Origin of the sequence: Pseudomonas purpurea (assembly GCF_039908635.1) — a bacterium.
In the GTDB taxonomy this organism is placed as follows: domain Bacteria; phylum Pseudomonadota; class Gammaproteobacteria; order Pseudomonadales; family Pseudomonadaceae; genus Aquipseudomonas; species Aquipseudomonas purpurea.
Genome location: NZ_CP150918.1, coordinates 2,321,788 through 2,337,677 on the forward strand (window position 1 = coordinate 2,321,788; position 15,890 = coordinate 2,337,677).

Annotated in this window: 14 protein-coding genes and 2 pseudogenes; 6 read left to right on the plus strand and 10 right to left on the minus strand. The window is 60.6% G+C overall.

Annotated elements, in window-relative coordinates:
- Positions 1 to 161: 161 nt before the first annotated feature.
- Positions 162 to 884 carry a GNAT family N-acetyltransferase gene (locus tag AABM54_RS10555; protein ID WP_347905328.1) on the plus strand — a complete coding sequence of 241 codons (723 nt, stop codon included), beginning with the start codon at positions 162 to 164 and terminating at the stop codon, positions 882 to 884.
- A 93-nt stretch (positions 885 to 977) separates the two neighbouring features.
- On the opposite strand, the gene AABM54_RS10560 is transcribed toward AABM54_RS10555, so the two are convergent.
- From AABM54_RS10560 to AABM54_RS10585, 6 genes are all read right to left on the minus strand, one after another.
- Positions 978 to 1,424 carry a DUF3806 domain-containing protein gene (locus AABM54_RS10560; RefSeq protein WP_347905330.1) on the minus strand — a complete coding sequence of 149 codons (447 nt, stop codon included), beginning with the start codon at positions 1,422 to 1,424 and terminating at the stop codon, positions 978 to 980.
- A 390-nt stretch (positions 1,425 to 1,814) separates the two neighbouring features.
- Positions 1,815 to 2,213, minus strand: a complete 399-nt coding sequence (locus tag AABM54_RS10565) for a GFA family protein (RefSeq protein ID WP_347905332.1) — start codon at positions 2,211 to 2,213, stop codon at positions 1,815 to 1,817.
- 36 nt (positions 2,214 to 2,249) lie between these two features.
- Positions 2,250 to 2,750: a PaaI family thioesterase gene (locus AABM54_RS10570; protein WP_347905333.1), complete on the minus strand. Its 501-nt coding sequence runs from the start codon at positions 2,748 to 2,750 to the stop codon at positions 2,250 to 2,252.
- A 60-nt stretch (positions 2,751 to 2,810) separates the two neighbouring features.
- Positions 2,811 to 3,371 carry an alpha-ketoglutarate-dependent dioxygenase AlkB gene (locus AABM54_RS10575; protein WP_347905334.1) on the minus strand — a complete coding sequence of 187 codons (561 nt, stop codon included), beginning with the start codon at positions 3,369 to 3,371 and terminating at the stop codon, positions 2,811 to 2,813.
- A 97-nt stretch (positions 3,372 to 3,468) separates the two neighbouring features.
- On the minus strand, positions 3,469 to 4,320 hold the full coding sequence (locus tag AABM54_RS10580) for a CAP domain-containing protein (protein WP_347905336.1): 852 nt from the start codon (positions 4,318 to 4,320) through the stop codon (positions 3,469 to 3,471).
- Between the two features lie 102 nt (positions 4,321 to 4,422).
- Positions 4,423 to 5,874: an MFS transporter gene (locus AABM54_RS10585; protein ID WP_347905338.1), complete on the minus strand. Its 1,452-nt coding sequence runs from the start codon at positions 5,872 to 5,874 to the stop codon at positions 4,423 to 4,425.
- 138 nt (positions 5,875 to 6,012) lie between these two features.
- Between AABM54_RS10585 and AABM54_RS10590 the strand changes: the two genes are divergently transcribed.
- Together AABM54_RS10590 and AABM54_RS10595 are read left to right on the plus strand one after the other, a co-directional pair.
- Positions 6,013 to 6,912: a LysR family transcriptional regulator gene (locus AABM54_RS10590; protein WP_347905339.1), complete on the plus strand. Its 900-nt coding sequence runs from the start codon at positions 6,013 to 6,015 to the stop codon at positions 6,910 to 6,912.
- A 137-nt stretch (positions 6,913 to 7,049) separates the two neighbouring features.
- The gene (locus AABM54_RS10595) at positions 7,050 to 7,622 is read left to right on the plus strand and encodes a YceI family protein (protein WP_347905341.1); all 573 of its coding nucleotides are present in this window, start codon (positions 7,050 to 7,052) and stop codon (positions 7,620 to 7,622) included.
- A gap of 61 nt (positions 7,623 to 7,683) precedes the next feature.
- Here the strand turns inward: AABM54_RS10595 and AABM54_RS10600 are convergent, their stop codons facing one another.
- Positions 7,684 to 7,896: a DUF1059 domain-containing protein gene (locus tag AABM54_RS10600; RefSeq protein WP_347905342.1), complete on the minus strand. Its 213-nt coding sequence runs from the start codon at positions 7,894 to 7,896 to the stop codon at positions 7,684 to 7,686.
- Between the two features lie 167 nt (positions 7,897 to 8,063).
- On the opposite strand from AABM54_RS10600, the gene thpR reads away from it, so the two are divergent.
- Positions 8,064 to 8,615, plus strand: coding sequence for an RNA 2',3'-cyclic phosphodiesterase (thpR, locus tag AABM54_RS10605; protein WP_347905344.1), 552 nt, complete (start codon positions 8,064 to 8,066; stop codon positions 8,613 to 8,615).
- Here thpR and AABM54_RS10610 read toward each other — a convergent pair.
- On the minus strand, positions 8,612 to 9,577 hold the full coding sequence (locus tag AABM54_RS10610; RefSeq protein ID WP_347905346.1) for a class I SAM-dependent methyltransferase: 966 nt from the start codon (positions 9,575 to 9,577) through the stop codon (positions 8,612 to 8,614). The genes thpR and AABM54_RS10610 overlap by 4 nt on opposite strands.
- 359 nt (positions 9,578 to 9,936) lie before the next feature.
- Between AABM54_RS10610 and AABM54_RS10615 the strand changes: the two are divergent.
- A pseudogene (locus tag AABM54_RS10615) lies at positions 9,937 to 11,293 on the plus strand (MATE family efflux transporter).
- 10 nt (positions 11,294 to 11,303) lie between these two features.
- Here the strand turns inward: AABM54_RS10615 and AABM54_RS10620 are convergent.
- Both AABM54_RS10620 and rtcR read right to left on the minus strand, forming a co-directional pair.
- A complete protein-coding gene (locus tag AABM54_RS10620; RefSeq protein WP_347905347.1) occupies positions 11,304 to 11,945 on the minus strand; it encodes a DUF3885 domain-containing protein in 642 nt (213 codons plus the stop codon).
- Positions 11,946 to 12,006: 61 nt separating this feature from the next.
- Positions 12,007 to 13,614, minus strand: a complete 1,608-nt coding sequence (gene rtcR, locus AABM54_RS10625) for an RNA repair transcriptional activator RtcR (protein ID WP_347905349.1) — start codon at positions 13,612 to 13,614, stop codon at positions 12,007 to 12,009.
- A gap of 203 nt (positions 13,615 to 13,817) precedes the next feature.
- Here rtcR and AABM54_RS10630 point away from each other — a divergent pair.
- A pseudogene (locus AABM54_RS10630) lies at positions 13,818 to 15,369 on the plus strand (RNA-binding protein).
- Positions 15,370 to 15,890 lie beyond the last annotated feature (521 nt).

Here is a 15,890-nt window from a genome sequence, read left to right on the forward strand (position 1 = left end):
GACACAGGCGCTTCGCCAACCCTCCCGGCGTGACGCCAGGGGGAAGGGCGGCAGACAAACCGCGTCGTACGTTGCACGTGTGAAGACGGGGTATGATGGCCCCGCCCGGCGCCGATTCTTCACGTCGCGGGCACGCCTTAAGCCCTGGAGTCTGAAACGCGATGTCGAGCATCACCCTCTTTGAAACCCCACCACCCGAGTCCATCAAAAGCCAGATATTGCAGATGGTTGTCGACTACGTCACCGACATCAGCATGGTCGCCATCGCGCCGAGCAATCCGCTGTACAACCTGTATCAGTACGGCATCGGGTTCGAGGTTCATCTCTACCTGGACGCCATGGATGGCTCCAAGGGCATCCCGGTCGAGTTAATCGTGGCGCTGGATGCGCAGGACCCTGACCAGGTTGTCGGCTTCCTGCTGTATTTGCCGGTGAAGGATGACCCTGAAGCGTGCGCCGTGGCTTACATGGGCGTGCATGTCAGCCACCGGCGTCAGGGCGTAGCGCGTGCGATGCTGCAAAAAATGGTCGGTCGATACCCGCACGCTGAACTGGCCTGCGTGGTCGGCAAGGTGCCGTATTTCGAGGCGATGGGGTTTCAGGTGGTGGGCGCTCGCGGGCCTCAGGTGCTCATGAATACACGCGATCACGGCACCGACGGTCTGTTGGCCGTGCTGGATGTTGCCCCGATCTACCGCTCGCTGGAGGTGCAGCAGATTCACACGTATCTGCTTCAGCAACACGGAAAAAGAGCGATGGTGGATGCGGAGAAGAAGCGAGACCGGCACCTCGATCAGATGACGCACCATGCAAAAGTGTTTGTGCAGGAGCGTCTCGGCGAGGCTGCAACGCTGAACCCCGGGCGCATGCCACGGTTGCTCTAGTTGGCGAGGTTAGGCCCGCGCGGCCCCTGTTCACTGGAGGCATCACGTGAAAAAGGGGGGCGGCAGGAGCGAAACCGCTCCAACCCATAAGTCTCACTGATACTCGTGTGCCCGGGTCTCGATGAACGCCTGGAGCCAGTGGACCATGTGTTTAATGTTGATTTCTTCGCCTTGTTCAACCCGTTTGAGCAGCATGGTGGCTACCCCGATCTGAACCGTCGTCTCCTGATACCTGAGGACCGGGTCGACGCCATACTCATCGGTGACCTGAACCCACGAGAGGCCCGGAATTTCGATGCTCAGTGCATCACCGAACACGATGCCCATGGCCTCCCAGGCCTTGATGTCGGAATCAGCCAGGATCTGCGCATCCACGACGTCCTGCAACAGCGTGAAATCGCCTGGCGTACCCGTCAGCGACTTTCCCGGGAACTCGCTGGAAATCAGCTCGCCGAGCTGTGTCCTCAGGCGCTGCATACTGGTCAGCAGTTCACTTGGGATGGGTTCGTAGACTGGTTTTGCAGGTTGGGTATCCGTCATGGTGGGGCTCCTTTTTGACAAAGTGACTGACTGCGCTCTCGATTTTTGCTCTCGAGAAGAAGCGCCATTCTCTGGTTTCTCCGCTGAAAAGCGCAAGAACAGCGACCGGAGTCAGAGGTCGGTTGGCCGCTTTAGATTGAGTGCAGCCGATGGCCCTCATTGAGGTCGGGTGGCGATGAGCCGGTGCGGACTTGCTTAACTGATCCGTATTTTTCTTCGTTATCTGCTTCTGTAACCGACTCAGTTGTCGCCTCACAATGACGCCGCGACCGCAGACTTATAATTTTGGAGGCCAAATGTTGAAGATGTCGGTTTTTCTGGGTGGTTTTCTGATCTTGACCATCGCGATTGGTGCCCTTGCCACCATTTCTCCGCTTTAAACACACCTCCCTACACGAGAGCCTGTTGCCCCCCGAGTTCATACCAGCACGCTTTCGAGTCAATGCAGGCGTGTTTCTGCTTTAGCGCCGGCAGCGCTGTATCCAGCGTACCCAGGGCTATAGAAATCCACTCCGAGTAAGGTCCCTTGGAATCAGACCAGAACAGTGACGATCCGCAGTGGGAGCAGAACTGACGGGTAACGCCTTCTGACGACTCATAACCCTTGAGCGCCTGCGCGTTTGTGATGATGGAAACCGCTGACCTGGGAGCACTCGCGTAAGTTGCGAACGCCGCGCCATGGCCCTTTTGGCACATGCGGCAATGGCAATGGGTAACGGCTTTCAGTTCCGTTGATACGCGATATTTTACAGCGCCACACAGGCAGCTACCGTGGTGAAGCCCGTCCATGTGCGCGTGCTCCCTCTGACTTGATGTGATCAGACCTCAAACCTCACGGCCATGCGCCGCCGCCGCCAACTGCACGGTATCGACGCGAACAAAAATGGAATCGCCCATGGCAGTGAGCACGTCGCCGGCGTACACCTCGCAGATGACGCGGCACTTGCGTCCAACCTCACCCTCGACTTTCGCCCGCAAGGTGAGCGGCACACCCATCGGTGTCGGTTTGATGAACTTGATGCCCAGGTTGCCGGTCACGCAGTCGATGCGCGGAAGGCTGCCAACCGTGCGCTGTTCCGCTCGGTAGTGATAGGCCATTGCCGTCCAGTTCGAGTGGCAATCGACCAGCATCGCGATCAGCCCGCCGTACACCAGATCGGGCCAGCCGCAATACTTGGCATCTGGCAGATGCTCGGCCATGACATGCACCCCATCCTCGTGCCACGCGCTCTTGATGTGCAATCCATGTGGGTTGCTGCCGCCGCAGCCGTAACAGACGCCATCCGGCGCGGCGGCGTCTTGCAGTGAGGTATCAAGCGTGGGCATGCGGGGTCCATCCTGGAAAATAAAACCCCAAGCCTAACGGATTTCACCCGGGAGCTGAAATCACTCGCTTGGTTTGGGTTCAAGAGGCTGTTGCAGCGATTCATCCTTGAGCAATCGAAAGGAGAGACTGATGCGTTCTCCCGCATCCAGCTCTTTTGGAATCGCATGCAGCCATTGCTCTTGAACGGCGTCGGACATGTAGAGCAGCGAGCCGCTGGCGAGTGTGTAGCCGAACTCTGCAGTGTGCTCTTGCTTGTGCCGATACAGGATTGAGCGGGGGTGGCCCAGTGAAACAATCGCGACGCCTGTGCCTTCAACGAACTGCTCCCTCGCGTCCGAGTGAAACCCCATGGATGAGCGGCCGTCCGGGTAGTAGTTGAGCAGGCAATTGTTCGGACGAAACCCCAGTTGTGCTTCGATGCGTGAACAGAGCTCATCCAGCGCGGCGGGCATCGGGATCGCAGGGTAGGTGATCTGCGAGTAGTCGTAAGGCGCACCGAAACTCGCGGTCTTCCTGGCCCGCATGCGTTCGTCCCATTGAACCGAATCCTTCAGACTGTCGAACAACGGTTGTGGAACTGAAATGAAGTCAGGGAACAGGCTGATCGACGGTGGATTCATGTGGTTGCTGCTCTTGCTTGGGATGGGTTCAGAAACACGTCTAGCCAGGCTGGACGCTGAAGGATGTCGTCGGACGACTGCTCGGTCGCAAACGCACTCACTGCGTACCCAACATCGCTGTCCAGTAAATCCCGGCATCGCTCTTTGGATCAACCGCATAGGCCGCACCCAGTTCGCGAAACTGCGGGTTCATCAGGTTGGCGCAGTGGCCGGCGCTGGCCAGCCAGCCATCGATCACCTTGCGCCCGGTGTCCTGCCCGGCGGCGATGTTCTCGCCGATCTGCTGGGCGATGTAGCCGGCCAGTTCGGCCCGGTCACCGGGGGTGTGACCCTCGCGGTCTTTGTGATCGAAGAAGTTGTTATTGGCCATGCCCCGGGCATGACCTTGAGCCGCGCTCGCCAGCGTGGCATTCCAGGCCAGCGGTGTGGTGGCGGCAAAGGCTTGGTTGCCGCATTGGTGCGGTTGCGAGCGGGCGGTGTTGATCAGGTCGAGCAGTTTCTGGCCTTCCGCCTGCCAGTCGCCCAGGCGAGCAGTCAATAGCGGTCGCGCCAGCACGATGCGCCATTCGCGGCCCTCCCGGCTGACGCCGACATCGACGAATTGCGGGTCCAGTACAACCTGGCAAAAACTCTCTTGCACCGCCTTCATGGCTGACTGGGCATCACGTGGCCCCGAGAGGCTGATCGCTTGCACGTTGACCATCGGATAAGCCGCTCGCGCCATCGCCTGCTGCAAGTCGCCAATGTTGCCGGCGGATAAAATCAGGCGCGAGTCGGACGCCAGCGGTGGCAACTCGTGAGACGCCTGGCCTGCACAGCGCTGGACCTGGCTGCGGTAGGCGTTGATGGACTCGACCAGTTGCGATTCCTCACTTGCCATGGCCGTGGCGGCGAGCGCCAGCCCCAGCGATAACGCGCCCAGACGCTTAACCAATGATCTGACAAACATGTAAGTCTCCCTTGAACTGACTGCGCCCATGATGCGCGATTTGGCCCTGCGCAGACTAATGTTTAGCGTGCGGAAAACCACCCGCGTGGCGTCTTTTCTGCGTCATGAAAGGTTTTCAGTGAGCGGTGGACGTGCAGCCAGTGCTCGATTGCTCAGGGCGATGGCAAGTGCCGTGATGATTAGCACCAACGCCACCGCGAACGTGATCCGCATACCGCTGCCAACTGCGTCGGCGGGTGCCGTGGTGATGTCGTTTGCCGCTGATGCAAGCACAAACACTGCGCCCAACGCGGACGCACCGGTGATGAGCCCCAGGTTACGTGACAGGTTGAGCATGCCGGCGATGACACCGCGCTGGCCAGGGTGAACATCGGCCATGACGGCGGTGTTGTTGGCTGTCTGGAACAGTGCGTAGCCAACCGTGATTACCACGATGGGGGCGAGGTAGCCGTAAGCCCCGAAACGCTGTGGCAGCAGCGCCAGCGACAGGCAGCCGAGCGCCACGGCGATAAGCCCGGCGAGGGTCGTGCGCCAGGCACCAAAGCGGTCTGTCAGGCGACCGGCGGGGATACCCGTCAGCGCAGCGAAACACGGCCCGACCGATAAGGTCAGCCCGACCTGCGCGGGATCCAGTCCGAGCGCATGGTCTAGATAGAAGGGCCCGACCACCAGCGTTGCCATCATCACCGTCGAAACGAGTGCGCTCATGGCCAGGCTTGCGCTCAGCACTGGATCGCGGAGCGTTGTGAGTTGAATCAGCGGCGACACGGCTTTCGCCTCGGCGAGGATGAACAGGCCGGCACCGACGAAAGCCGCCAGCAGCAAGGCTATGTTGAGGGGGCCGAAATGGCCTCGGCCCATCGTCATGGCAAGTGCATAAGCTGCGAGCGTCAGGGCCAGCAACAGCGTACCGGTGAAATCGAAGCCGACCCTGCGGGACGTCGGCTTTGGGTAATCGGTGGGCAGGTAGCGATACGCAAGCAGCAACGCCAAAACGCCCAGCGGCACCGTGAAGAGAAAGAGGGCTCGCCAACCGAGCCCGGCGATCAGCACCCCGCCGAGCGATGGGCCCAGGGCGGTACCGATTGCGGACATCATCCCCAGCAACCCCATGGCGCGCCCGGTTTTTGCCTTCGCAACGGTCTCGCCGACAAAGGCCAGGGTGAGGGCCATCATGGTCGCCGCGCCGAGCCCCTGTAACGCCCGAGCCGCAATCAGTAATCCGAGCGTGGGCGCGAAGCCACACAGGGCCGAGGCGACGGTGAACACCGAGATGCCGGCCAGCAGCAGTCGCCGACGGCCGGTGAGGTCGCCGAGCCGCCCGACGCTGACAATCAGCGTGGTGATGGCGAGAAGGTAGGCCAGCACGATCCACTGGACAGCCTGAAAAGACACATCGAACGCCTGGGCCAGGGTCGGCAGGCCCACATTGGCGATGCTGGTGCCCAACGAGGACAGCAACATGGACAGCGACAGACTGGCGAGCACCCCGCGAGCCGAAAGTGCGGGTGGTGTGGAGACTGCCTCATCGGGTGTTGTGTTGATCGGTTTCATCTTGCCCCTTCCTGACGGCTCCCGAAATGGAGCTGTCAGAAATCTACGCCCGCGCCTAACATGGCGGAAGGCGCACCACTTGCACTTAATTCGTGCGTTGAACGCCGTATCACAATAATGCCGTGCCGGGAGCGATGCATGTCGACGCCTGATTTGAATTTGCTGGTCACCCTTGATGTGTTGCTTGCCGAAGGCAGTGTTGCGCGTGCAGCACAGCGGCTCAGGCTGAGCCCATCGGCCATGAGCCGGGCACTGGCACGGTTGCGTGAGGCGACGGGGGACCCATTGTTGGTCAGAGCCGGACGCGGCCTCGTTCCGACCCCGCGAGCGCTTGAACTGCGCGAGCAGGTCAGTCAACTGGTGCAGGACGCAGAAGCGGTGCTGCGTCCTGTGCAAGCGCTTGATCTCAAGCGGCTGGTCCGAACCTTCACGCTGCGCACCAGCGAAGGTTTCGTGGAGAACTTCGCCGCGGATCTCATTGCGCGTATCAGCGAGGAGGCGCCAGGCGTGCGGCTGCGCTTCGTGCATAAGCCGGATAAAGACAGCACGTCACTGCGCGACGGCAGCGTCGATCTGGAGACAGGGGTCGTGGGCAAGACTGCCGGCCCGGAGGTGCGCACGCAGGCGTTGTTCCGGGACCGTTTCATCGGCGTCGTGCGTGCGGGACACCCGCTGAGCCAGGGCGAGATCACGCCCTCGCGTTACGCCGCCGGCAGGCACATCAGCGTTTCCCGGCGAGGGCTCGACAAGGGGCCTATCGATGAGGCCCTGATGGCGCTCGAACTTGAGCGGGAGATCGTGACGATCGTTGCAGGTTTTTCGACTGCATTGGCACTCGCGCGGACCACCGACCTGATCGCCAGTGTCCCCGAACGGCACACCGCGAACCTGCGTGCCGGGATGCACAGCTTTGCACTTGGGCTCTCCTTGCCGACGTTCACCGTCGCCATGCTCTGGCATCCACGGCTGGATGCCGACCTGGCACATCGCTGGTTGCGAGGCTGCCTGCGGGAGGTGTGCGCGCAACAGGAGGGCTGAGGCTGTGATCATGCGGCCATAACCGATGCCTCATTTCATTGATTGCAGCGACAGACTTTCGCCCATACTTCTTTCAATGGGTGGGCTTGGTCCGACAAGCCTCATTTCATGTGCCGGAGCCCTGACCGGGGAGCCATATGAACGATCGATTTGCGCAATCCATCGCACTGGCCGCAGTGCTCACTGTCGGCCCCTTGACTGGCGCCCACGGGGTTGAGTACACGCAAGTGAACGCGGCGGCCAGCCAGATCAGTTTCACCTACGGCCAGATGGGGGCGAGGGTGTATGGCACATTCGGCACGTTTGAGGCTGCGCTCGATTTTGACTCGGCGAACCCGACTGCCGCCCATGCCACACTGACCATTGAACTCAATAGTATCGACGTGGGTTCCAGCGACTCCAACAGCGAGCTGCAAAAACCGGCCTGGTTCAACACGGCGGTCTACCCGGTGGCGCGGTTTGAATCGACCCGCGTGACGGCGCTCGGCAACAACCGTTATGCGGTCACCGGCAAGCTCACGCTCAAGGGCATGACCCGCGTGGTCAGGGCGCAGGTCACGCTGAAGCCCCAGAACGGTATCGGCGTGTTCAAGGGTGAATTCATACTCAAGCGCGCCGACTTCAAGGTCGGTGAAGGCGAGTGGGCAGATTTCGGGGTTATTTCCAACGACATCAACATCATGTTCCGGGTAGTGGCTCCCGAACGGTAATGCTCACGCGTCCGTCGCGGGACTCTGTCGCGGAGTCCCGCAAGCGGTCAGGGCGGCGGTGTCACGCAAGCCGCGGAGCTTCAAGAGGGGGTGTGCCATCGTGGAACAGGGTCTTGAGTTGCTCCCGCAGTTGCGGCGAATCGATGTGCTTGTGCACGGAGACTGCATGCTGCGCGGCGGCATCCAGCAGTTCATTTTCAGAGTCTGCGCACAGGGCGACAGAGCAATGGGTGTCGCTTGGGAATTCGCGGCAGTCGATGTATTTGCGCGTCATGGTGTTCTCCTCGCAACGAAGCCAGGCTTGCACCTGGGTGAACGGCCGCTCGACACACTGCACGTGGGCAGCGTGTCGAGCGGGATGATCCCTGAAGTATAGGTCGCCCGGGAGGTCAAAGATGGCGTTGGCGGGATTCAAAACGCAATGCGCTGGAGGGTCGAGGCATGAGCGATAGGTGCGAGCCCCGCGAGCCGGGGGAGCCGTTCAAGCGCTTGTTTTTTGCCTTGCCGTGCAGCGATGCGCAACGACGTGCCATCGCCCGGTGGCGCAGCGCGCTTGAGTTGAGTGACGGGCGGGCAGTGCCAGCGGTCAATTTTCATTTGACGCTGATGTTTCTGGGGACGGTGGCGGTGGCGCAGATTCCGGGTATCTGCGCGGCCGTCGCGGGTGTTCGAGTGCCGGGCGAGGCCTTGAATGTACCTCTCGATCGTCTCGATGTATGGCGCCGCGCCGGCATCCTGTTACTGGCACCGGAGCAGACGCCGCAGGCATTAAGCCAATTGGTTTATGCCTTGCAGCAGGCATTGCTGCCTTATGGGATTGTGGAGACGCCCCGGGAGTTTCGGCCGCATTTGACCTTGATGCGCAACTACCGGGCGCCGGTTCCTGAAGCGGCAATCCCGCCGGATTTTCATCTGGTAGCCAACCACTTCAGTCTGTTCGAATCGCATAAAGGCCGTTATCGGGCGTTGGCCCAGTGGCCGCTGATCACCTAGTGGTCAGCGTCATTTTCCCGCTGCGCATCAAGTGTGAACACCAAGGCCTTCAGGCCGCTTTCGAGGTCGGTGTCGGGGAACTCGGGCGGGTTTTCCAGGCGCTGTACGAAACGCAGGCCGGGCGCTTCGCGCGTCACGCCATCGATGAGGAAGTCCGGGCCGAAGGCCGGGTCGTTCATGCAGGCCAGCACGGTGCCATGGCTGCTGAGCAGCTCCGGCAGGCGGCGCAATACGCGCTGGTAGTCCTTGGTCAGTAGAAAACTGCCTTTCTGAAACGAGGGCGGGTCGATGATCACCAGATCATAAGGGCCGCTGTTGATCACCTTGCCCCAGGACTTGAACAGGTCATGGCCCAGGAAGGTCACCCTGGAAAGGTCGTGCCCATTGAGTCGGTGATTGTCGCGACCACGGCTCAGCGCCGCACGGGACATGTCCAGGTTGACCACGTGCTCGGCGCCCCCTTCGATGGCCGCCACCGAGAACCCGCAGGTGTAGGCGAACAGGTTCAGCACGCGTTTGCCCTGGGCATTGGCCCGCACCCAGTCGCGGCCATAGCGCATGTCGAGAAACAGGCCGTTGTTCTGCTTCTTGCCCAGGTCCACCCGATAACGCAGGCCTCCTTCGGTCAGCGTCCATTCGTCGATCGCTTCCCCCAGCAGCCATTCGGTGGTGCTTTGCGGCAGGTAGCGCAGTTGCAGCAACAGCGTATGGGCGCCGGATGTTGCCCAGGTGGGCGACTCGGTCAGCTCCATCAGCATCTGCTTCAACGCTTCCAGTTGCGCGTGTTCAGGCTCCTTGAACAACGCAACCAGCACCACGCCTTGCATCCAGTCGACCGTCAGTTGTTCCAGCCCCGGCCAGCGTCGGCCACGGCCATGAAACAGGCGCCGGGTTTCTTCCGGCGCGCTGGCCAGGGCTGTCAGCAAAAGGTCGTGCAGGGTGTGGAGAGCGTCAGGGTTCATCGGGCAGGGCCAGCAGTGTCGAGGGGCGGCATTTTAACCACAATTGCGGTGCTGGCGCGTCGGGAAGGCCGATTGCTGAAACAGGCAGTGAGTCGGTGTCGGCACTTGAGCCACTTCTGTACCATTGGCAGCGTCAATTCATTCGAAGGAGCGAACGCTGTGAAATGTTTGACGACTCGCCCTCGGCATTATTGAAATAACTTCACACCCTACGATTTTTCGCACTGTTATAGTCTGCGCCAGCTTCGGGAAATGGATGATCAGAGGCGGTCCTGTTTCGCCTCGCGCCTGCATGGTTGATTTTTCGTCACCTGGAAGCCTTTCCCATACGCCTGCGCCTGCCGAGACCGTTTCCATTCATGCAAAATCCTGCCCAACGCTCCCTCTGGAAGGTCTATCTGGCCTTCCTGGCTCCCATGGTGCTCTCCAACTTCCTGCAGTCCATGTCGGGCACGCTCAATAGCATCTACATCGGCCAACTGCTCGGCACGCATGCGCTGGCGGCGGTGTCGGGGATGTTCCCCATCGTGTTTTTCTTCATCGCACTGGTGATCGGGCTGGGCGCGGGCGCGGGGGTGTTGATCGGGCAAGCGTGGGGCGCGCGCGAGCCGGGGATGGTCAAGGCGATTGCCGGGGCGACCTTGTTGCTGGGGGTGATCATTGGCGTCGTGGCGGCGGTGCTCGGCAGCGTGTTTGCGCGCCAGGCGCTGGTGGGGTTAGGGACGCCGGCGGATGTGCTCGAGGATGCAGTGGCCTATGCGCGGGTGATGATGTGGATCATGCCGCTGCTGTTGGTGTTTGTACTGTTCACGCAGTTGTTGCGGGGCGTGAGCGATACGGTGTCGCCATTGTTGGCATTGCTGGTGTCGGCGAGTGCAGGTCTGTTACTGACGCCGGCGTTGATTCGTGGCTGGCTGGGCTTGCCGGTCATGGGCATTCAAAGTGCGGCAATTGCGGGCGTGGTGGGGAATGCCATGGCCATGGCTTTTCTGGCATGGCGCCTGTTGCGCAGGCAGCACGTGTTGGCGCCAGATCGGGCATTGTTCGCGGCGATGCGGCTGGACATGAGCATCCTCGGCAAAGTGCTGCGCATCGGTTTGCCCACGGGCTTGCAGATGGTGGTGATTTCACTCTCCGAGTTGGTGATTCTGTCGCTGGTCAACCAGCACGGCTCCCAGGGCCACGGCGGCTTACGGCGCGGTGACGCAGATCGTCAACTACGTGCAGTTCCCGGCGCTGTCGATCGCCATTACGGCGTCGATCCTCGGGGCGCAAGCCATTGGTGCCGGACGCCTGGAGCGCATCGGGCCGATCCTGCGCACCGGGTTGCTGATCAATGTCGGGCTGACCGGTGGCCTGGTGGTGCTGGGCTACCTGCTGTCCCATTGGCTTTTGGGGCTGTTCATCACTGATCAGGCGGCCCGCATACAGGCCGAATACCTGTTGCAGATCATGCTGTGGAGCATGCTGGTGTTCGGGTTTCAGGCGGTGGTGGGTGGCATCATGCGCGCCAGCGGGACGGTGCTGATGCCGGTGGCGATTTCGATTTTCTGCATCCTCGGGATCGAACTGCCCGTGGCGTATCTGCTCAGTGCGCGCTTTGGCCTTGAAGGGGTGTGGATGGCGTTCCCGGTGGCTTACCTGAGCATGCTGGCGTTGCAGACCGCCTACTACAAACTGGTCTGGCAGCATCAGAAGATTCAGCGGTTGGTGTGAGTGGTCGCTGTCAGCACGAAGGGTCGTCTGCTGGTGTTCCAAAGGTTTCATCCATCTCGGGGCGGTCATGGTCCAGCAGGTACTGCGGGTACTTCTGATACAGCCCCAAGAGCACTTCCCGGTTCGGGCCGACCACGTCCATGCCACGGTCGTCGTAGGGGAGCGCCATTACCTGTTGTTCCAGATTGAACAGGTAAATGGCGCAACTCAGATGTGGCTGGATGTATCCGAAATCATGTGCCATGGCGCACCAGAGCAAGTTCTGAAGTTGCGACAAGGGGGCGTGGAAAGCCACGCTCGACCAGCACTGAGGAACGTTTTCGTCAAACCACTCCTCTCGAGGTGCCGGCTCGACCCAATAGCATCGGTCCTTGGGGATCTTGATGCCCGCCGCTTTCAGTTCCGAGTAAAGGGGGCGGTAGGCAGAGGGAAGGGCATCCGAGTATCCGCGAAGGCAAACCACCAGCGACCCCTCTTCGGGGAATAGGTCATCGCATATCAGTCGGGCCTTTTGCAGGGCCAGGAGGAACATTTCAATGGCCGTGCCCGACTCGGACAGCTCAAATCGCAAGCCTGCGGGGTAGGAGTAAAAAAGCGGTCTTGCAAATGCCTTTCCTTGAAAGATTTCTTCAATCTGATTCCTGAAACTCACTTCGACCTCTAAACACACTTCTGAATCGTTGGTGGGGGCTGCACCGGTTGATCACGGCATCCTATTGTTTTGTATCGGCCACTTGCTTCCAGTCAATAGCGAAGCGTGCCAGGTATTTGCGCAAACGATCGGCGTCATTGGGTTGGGCCTTTGCCTGGCGGGATACGCCAAACAATCGTCGCCCGGCATCGGACAGGCTGTCGGACTCGCGGCAGACGTCGATCACCGCCTTGAGTTGCAGGTGATCGAACAGGTCTATCTCGGCGTTGTCGCCCAGCAGTGAATCCAGGTCATCTTCCGGTTGTGTCAGGCCCCAGGCGTAGCGCAGTCGGTCGATTTCTTCCAGGGTCTGCGCTTCATCGATGCGGCCACTGTCTGCCAGGGTGGCCATGCGCGTGATCGAGGCCGACAGCTCGCGGAAGTTACCCAGCCAGACTGCCTCGCTGGAGCTGGCGAAGGCCAGGTAACGGCGCCGCGCTTCCAGGTTGAAACGCACCAGTTGGCCTTGCTCGCGGGCATGGCGTTCCAGTTCGAAGTCGATGTTCGGCTCGATGTCCTCGCGGCGTCCGGCGAGGCCCGGCAGGTCGAAAGTCCAGAGGTTGATACGCGCGTACAGGTCTTCGCGAAACAGCCCTTCGGCTACGCGGCTGCGTAGGTCGCGGTGAGTGCCGGCGATGATCAGGAAGTCGCTCTCCACCTCGGTGTCCGAGCCCAGAGGAAAGAAGCGCTTCTCTTCAATGGCCTTGAGCAGCATCGCCTGTTCATCCGCGCCCAGTTCGCCGATTTCATCAAGAAACAGCATGCCGCCATCGGCTGCGCGCAGCAGGCCGTCGCGGGCATTTTGTGCGCCGGTGAAGGCGCCTTTGATGTGCCCGAACAGCGTGGACATGGCGCCGTCGCCGCGCAAGGTGGCGCAGTTGACTTCGACGAAGCGGCCCTGGATCTGATGGCGGCTGCGCTTGAGTTCATAGATGCGTCGGGCCAGAAACGACTTGCCGGCACCGGTCGGCCCGATCAACAGCATGGGCGCCCGAGAGCGCACGGCCACCCGCTCGATCTGCTCGATGGAGCGATTGAACGCAGCGTTGAGTGTGACGATCCCGGCTTTCAGAAAGGCCAGGCCCTCCAGGCGTTTGTGGGCGAAGCGTGAGGCGATGCGGTCGTAGCGCGACAGGTCGAGATCGATCAGTGCGTGAGTGCCGGTGGCGCGCTCTTCTTCGTTGTTGCGTCGCGCCGGGGACGTCTGAATCAGCCTTGCGGGCAGGTAGCGTGCTTCGGTGAGCAGGAACCAGCAGATCTGCGCCACGTGGGTCCCGGTGGTGATGTGAACCAGGTAGTCCTCGTGTTCGGTGTCGAAACGGTAGTCGGTGGTGAAGTCATGCAGCGCGCCGTACACCTCTTCGAAGTCCCAGGGGTTGCGCAGGGGCATGGGGTGCAGGCGCACTTCGGTTTCCGGCGAGACCTGGCGGATGTCTTCGCGAATCCGCTCGGCCAGGCTGATGTCCCGTGCGTCGACACCGTGAATCAGCTCCAGGCGGTTGATCAGCACGTCCGGCTGTTGGCACAGGCCCACGCTCGGACGCCAATGGCTCCAGCGATTGGCGCCTTTGCCGACGCGATCGAGGGTGGAGCCGATAAAACCGATGGCGACGGTGCGCTTGGCCTGCATATTTATACCTAAAGATAAAAAACGATATCAAAGGATAGATAAATATCGAGCACTCTGTCTTGCCCTAACTCTCAGGAAATCTAAATTTAAAAAATATCTATATAAATCAATAAGATAAAAATAATTCAGCTCGAAAAATAAAACCTGGCACGTCGGCTGCAATACCTATTGCAACGAACGAGACAACAGAGCGAGACGCCACGATGGCCAACTTCAAGCTGTTCAACACCCGAGAGGCAACACTGCCAGCCTGCGACACGCTGAACGCGGCCCAGGTTCCGGCCTATGCCTACACCGCCAAACACAAGCTGGCCCAATTGGCCGTGACCGGTTGCCTGAACCAGACCTTTTACGCCTCGGCCGAGAGTCAGCTGGAAGAGGTGTTGAAGCGGGTGGCGGAACTCGACAGCGGTTATGTCGCCAAGGCCGCTCTGTATGCTCGGCAGAAAGGCCATATGAAGGACATGCCGGCTCTGATGCTCGCGGCCTTGACGGCCCAGCGTTCGATGCTGGTGCCTCAGGTGTTCGAGCAGGTGGTGGACAATGGCAAGATGTTGCGCAACTTCGTGCAGATCCTGCGCAGTGGTGTGACGGGGCGCAAGTCCCTCGGTTCGCAGCCCAAGCGCCTGGTGCAGAACTGGTTGAACAACGCCAGCGAGCGTCAGTTGTTGCAGGGCCTCGGTCGGTAACCAGCCTTCGCTGGCCGATGTGGTGAAGATGGTTCACCCCAAGCCGAATGAAGCCTGGCGTGAAGCGTTTTTCGCCTGGTTGATCGGTAAACCGGTGGATGTGCAGGCCTTGCCTGAACTGACACGCTCGTTGCTGGCGTTTCGCAGCGGCGCCAGTCAGGACGTGCCACAGGTGCCGTTCCAACTGTTGAGCAACGAAACGCTGAGCAAGGAGCAATGGGCGGCGCAGGCACACAACATGGGATGGCAGGCGCTGCGCATGAACCTCAACACCCTGGCACGCCACGGTGCGTTCCTGGTGCCAGGTTGTGCCGAGTTTGTCGCGGCGCGGCTGGCGGATGCAGAAGCAGTCGCCAAGGCGCGGGTTTATCCTTATCAGCTGTTGGCGGCGTACCAGATGACGGGCAACGACGTGCCGCAGGTGGTGCGTGAGGCGTTGCAGGATGCGTTGGAGCTGTCATTGGCCAACGTGCCGATGCTGCAAGGTTCGGTGGTGGTGTGCCCGGATGTCTCGGGCTCGATGCACAGCCCGGTGACCGGTTACCGGCAGGGCGCAACCAGCGCGGTCCGTTGCATCGATGTGGCGGCGTTGGTGGCCGCAGCGGTTTTACGCAAGCAGCCGGCAGCCAAGGTGATGCCGTTCGAAGTGCAAGTGGTGAACATCCAGCTCAACCCTCGCGACAGCGTGATGAGCAATGCACAGAAACTGGCGGCCATCGGTGGTGGCGGGACCAACTGTTCGGCACCGCTGGCGAAACTGGCGGATACCAAGGCCAAGGTCGATACGCTGATCCTGGTCTCGGATAACGAGTCCTGGATCGATGTGCGACGCCATGGGGCGAGCGAGACAATGCGGCAATGGGAGCGAATCAAGCAGATCAACCCGCAGGCGCGGCTGGTGTGCATCGATATGCAGCCCGGCGCAACCACCCAGGCGCCGGACCGTGAGGACATTCTGAATGTCGGCGGTTTCAGCGACGCGGTGTTCAATGTGATCCAGCAGTTCACCGAGGGTACTTATGGGGCGCAGCATTGGGTGAAAGCGATCGAGGCGATGGAGCTTTGATCGGGAACGAATGAGGTAATGCGTCCGCCGCTGACACGGCGGGCGCCGCAAGAGTTGATGTTCACAGGTGCTGAATGCTGACGGGACTACATTGGAGACGTCTCATCAAACCCTTGTCAGGACATGTGAACGGCACGAATGCCAGTGGCTGTACATCTTATAGACCGGCTATTAGTCGGTGCGCGGTAACGCGCAACAGTCACTTCTTTTGTCGTGCCACCTTTTATGCGGTTTTGCGACGAATGCCGGTGGAACTACATTCCAGGTTCGCGATGCAGGGTTCGATTCCCTGCCGGTCATCCCTGAAAAGAGTGACCGTAGTTCAAAGGTCAGAATACGAAAGCTACGTTTCACCACACCCTTGTCGTCGCATCTTTTTGGCCCGCTTCGGTGGGCAGGCAGCGAATGCCACAGGTACTACATCGTGTCGCGGGTTCGACCCCCGCCCCGGTAACGGGTAGCTCAGCGGGTAGAGCAGGGTGCCTGTTCTTTTGTCGCTGCCAGCAGGCCTTGGCCTGCAC

Coding starts and splice junctions, on each gene's coding strand:
- AABM54_RS10555 (WP_347905328.1), top strand. CDS start 162: ATGTCGAGCATCACCCTCTTTGAAACCCCACCACCCGAGTCCATCAAA.
- AABM54_RS10560 (WP_347905330.1), bottom strand. CDS start 1,424: ATGACGGATACCCAACCTGCAAAACCAGTCTACGAACCCATCCCAAGT.
- AABM54_RS10565 (WP_347905332.1), bottom strand. CDS start 2,213: ATGGACGGGCTTCACCACGGTAGCTGCCTGTGTGGCGCTGTAAAATAT.
- AABM54_RS10570 (WP_347905333.1), bottom strand. CDS start 2,750: ATGCCCACGCTTGATACCTCACTGCAAGACGCCGCCGCGCCGGATGGC.
- AABM54_RS10575 (WP_347905334.1), bottom strand. CDS start 3,371: ATGAATCCACCGTCGATCAGCCTGTTCCCTGACTTCATTTCAGTTCCA.
- AABM54_RS10580 (WP_347905336.1), bottom strand. CDS start 4,320: ATGTTTGTCAGATCATTGGTTAAGCGTCTGGGCGCGTTATCGCTGGGG.
- AABM54_RS10585 (WP_347905338.1), bottom strand. CDS start 5,874: ATGAAACCGATCAACACAACACCCGATGAGGCAGTCTCCACACCACCC.
- AABM54_RS10590 (WP_347905339.1), top strand. CDS start 6,013: ATGTCGACGCCTGATTTGAATTTGCTGGTCACCCTTGATGTGTTGCTT.
- AABM54_RS10595 (WP_347905341.1), top strand. CDS start 7,050: ATGAACGATCGATTTGCGCAATCCATCGCACTGGCCGCAGTGCTCACT.
- AABM54_RS10600 (WP_347905342.1), bottom strand. CDS start 7,896: ATGACGCGCAAATACATCGACTGCCGCGAATTCCCAAGCGACACCCAT.
- thpR (WP_347905344.1), top strand. CDS start 8,064: ATGAGCGATAGGTGCGAGCCCCGCGAGCCGGGGGAGCCGTTCAAGCGC.
- AABM54_RS10610 (WP_347905346.1), bottom strand. CDS start 9,577: ATGAACCCTGACGCTCTCCACACCCTGCACGACCTTTTGCTGACAGCC.
- rtcR (WP_347905349.1), bottom strand. CDS start 13,614: ATGCAGGCCAAGCGCACCGTCGCCATCGGTTTTATCGGCTCCACCCTC.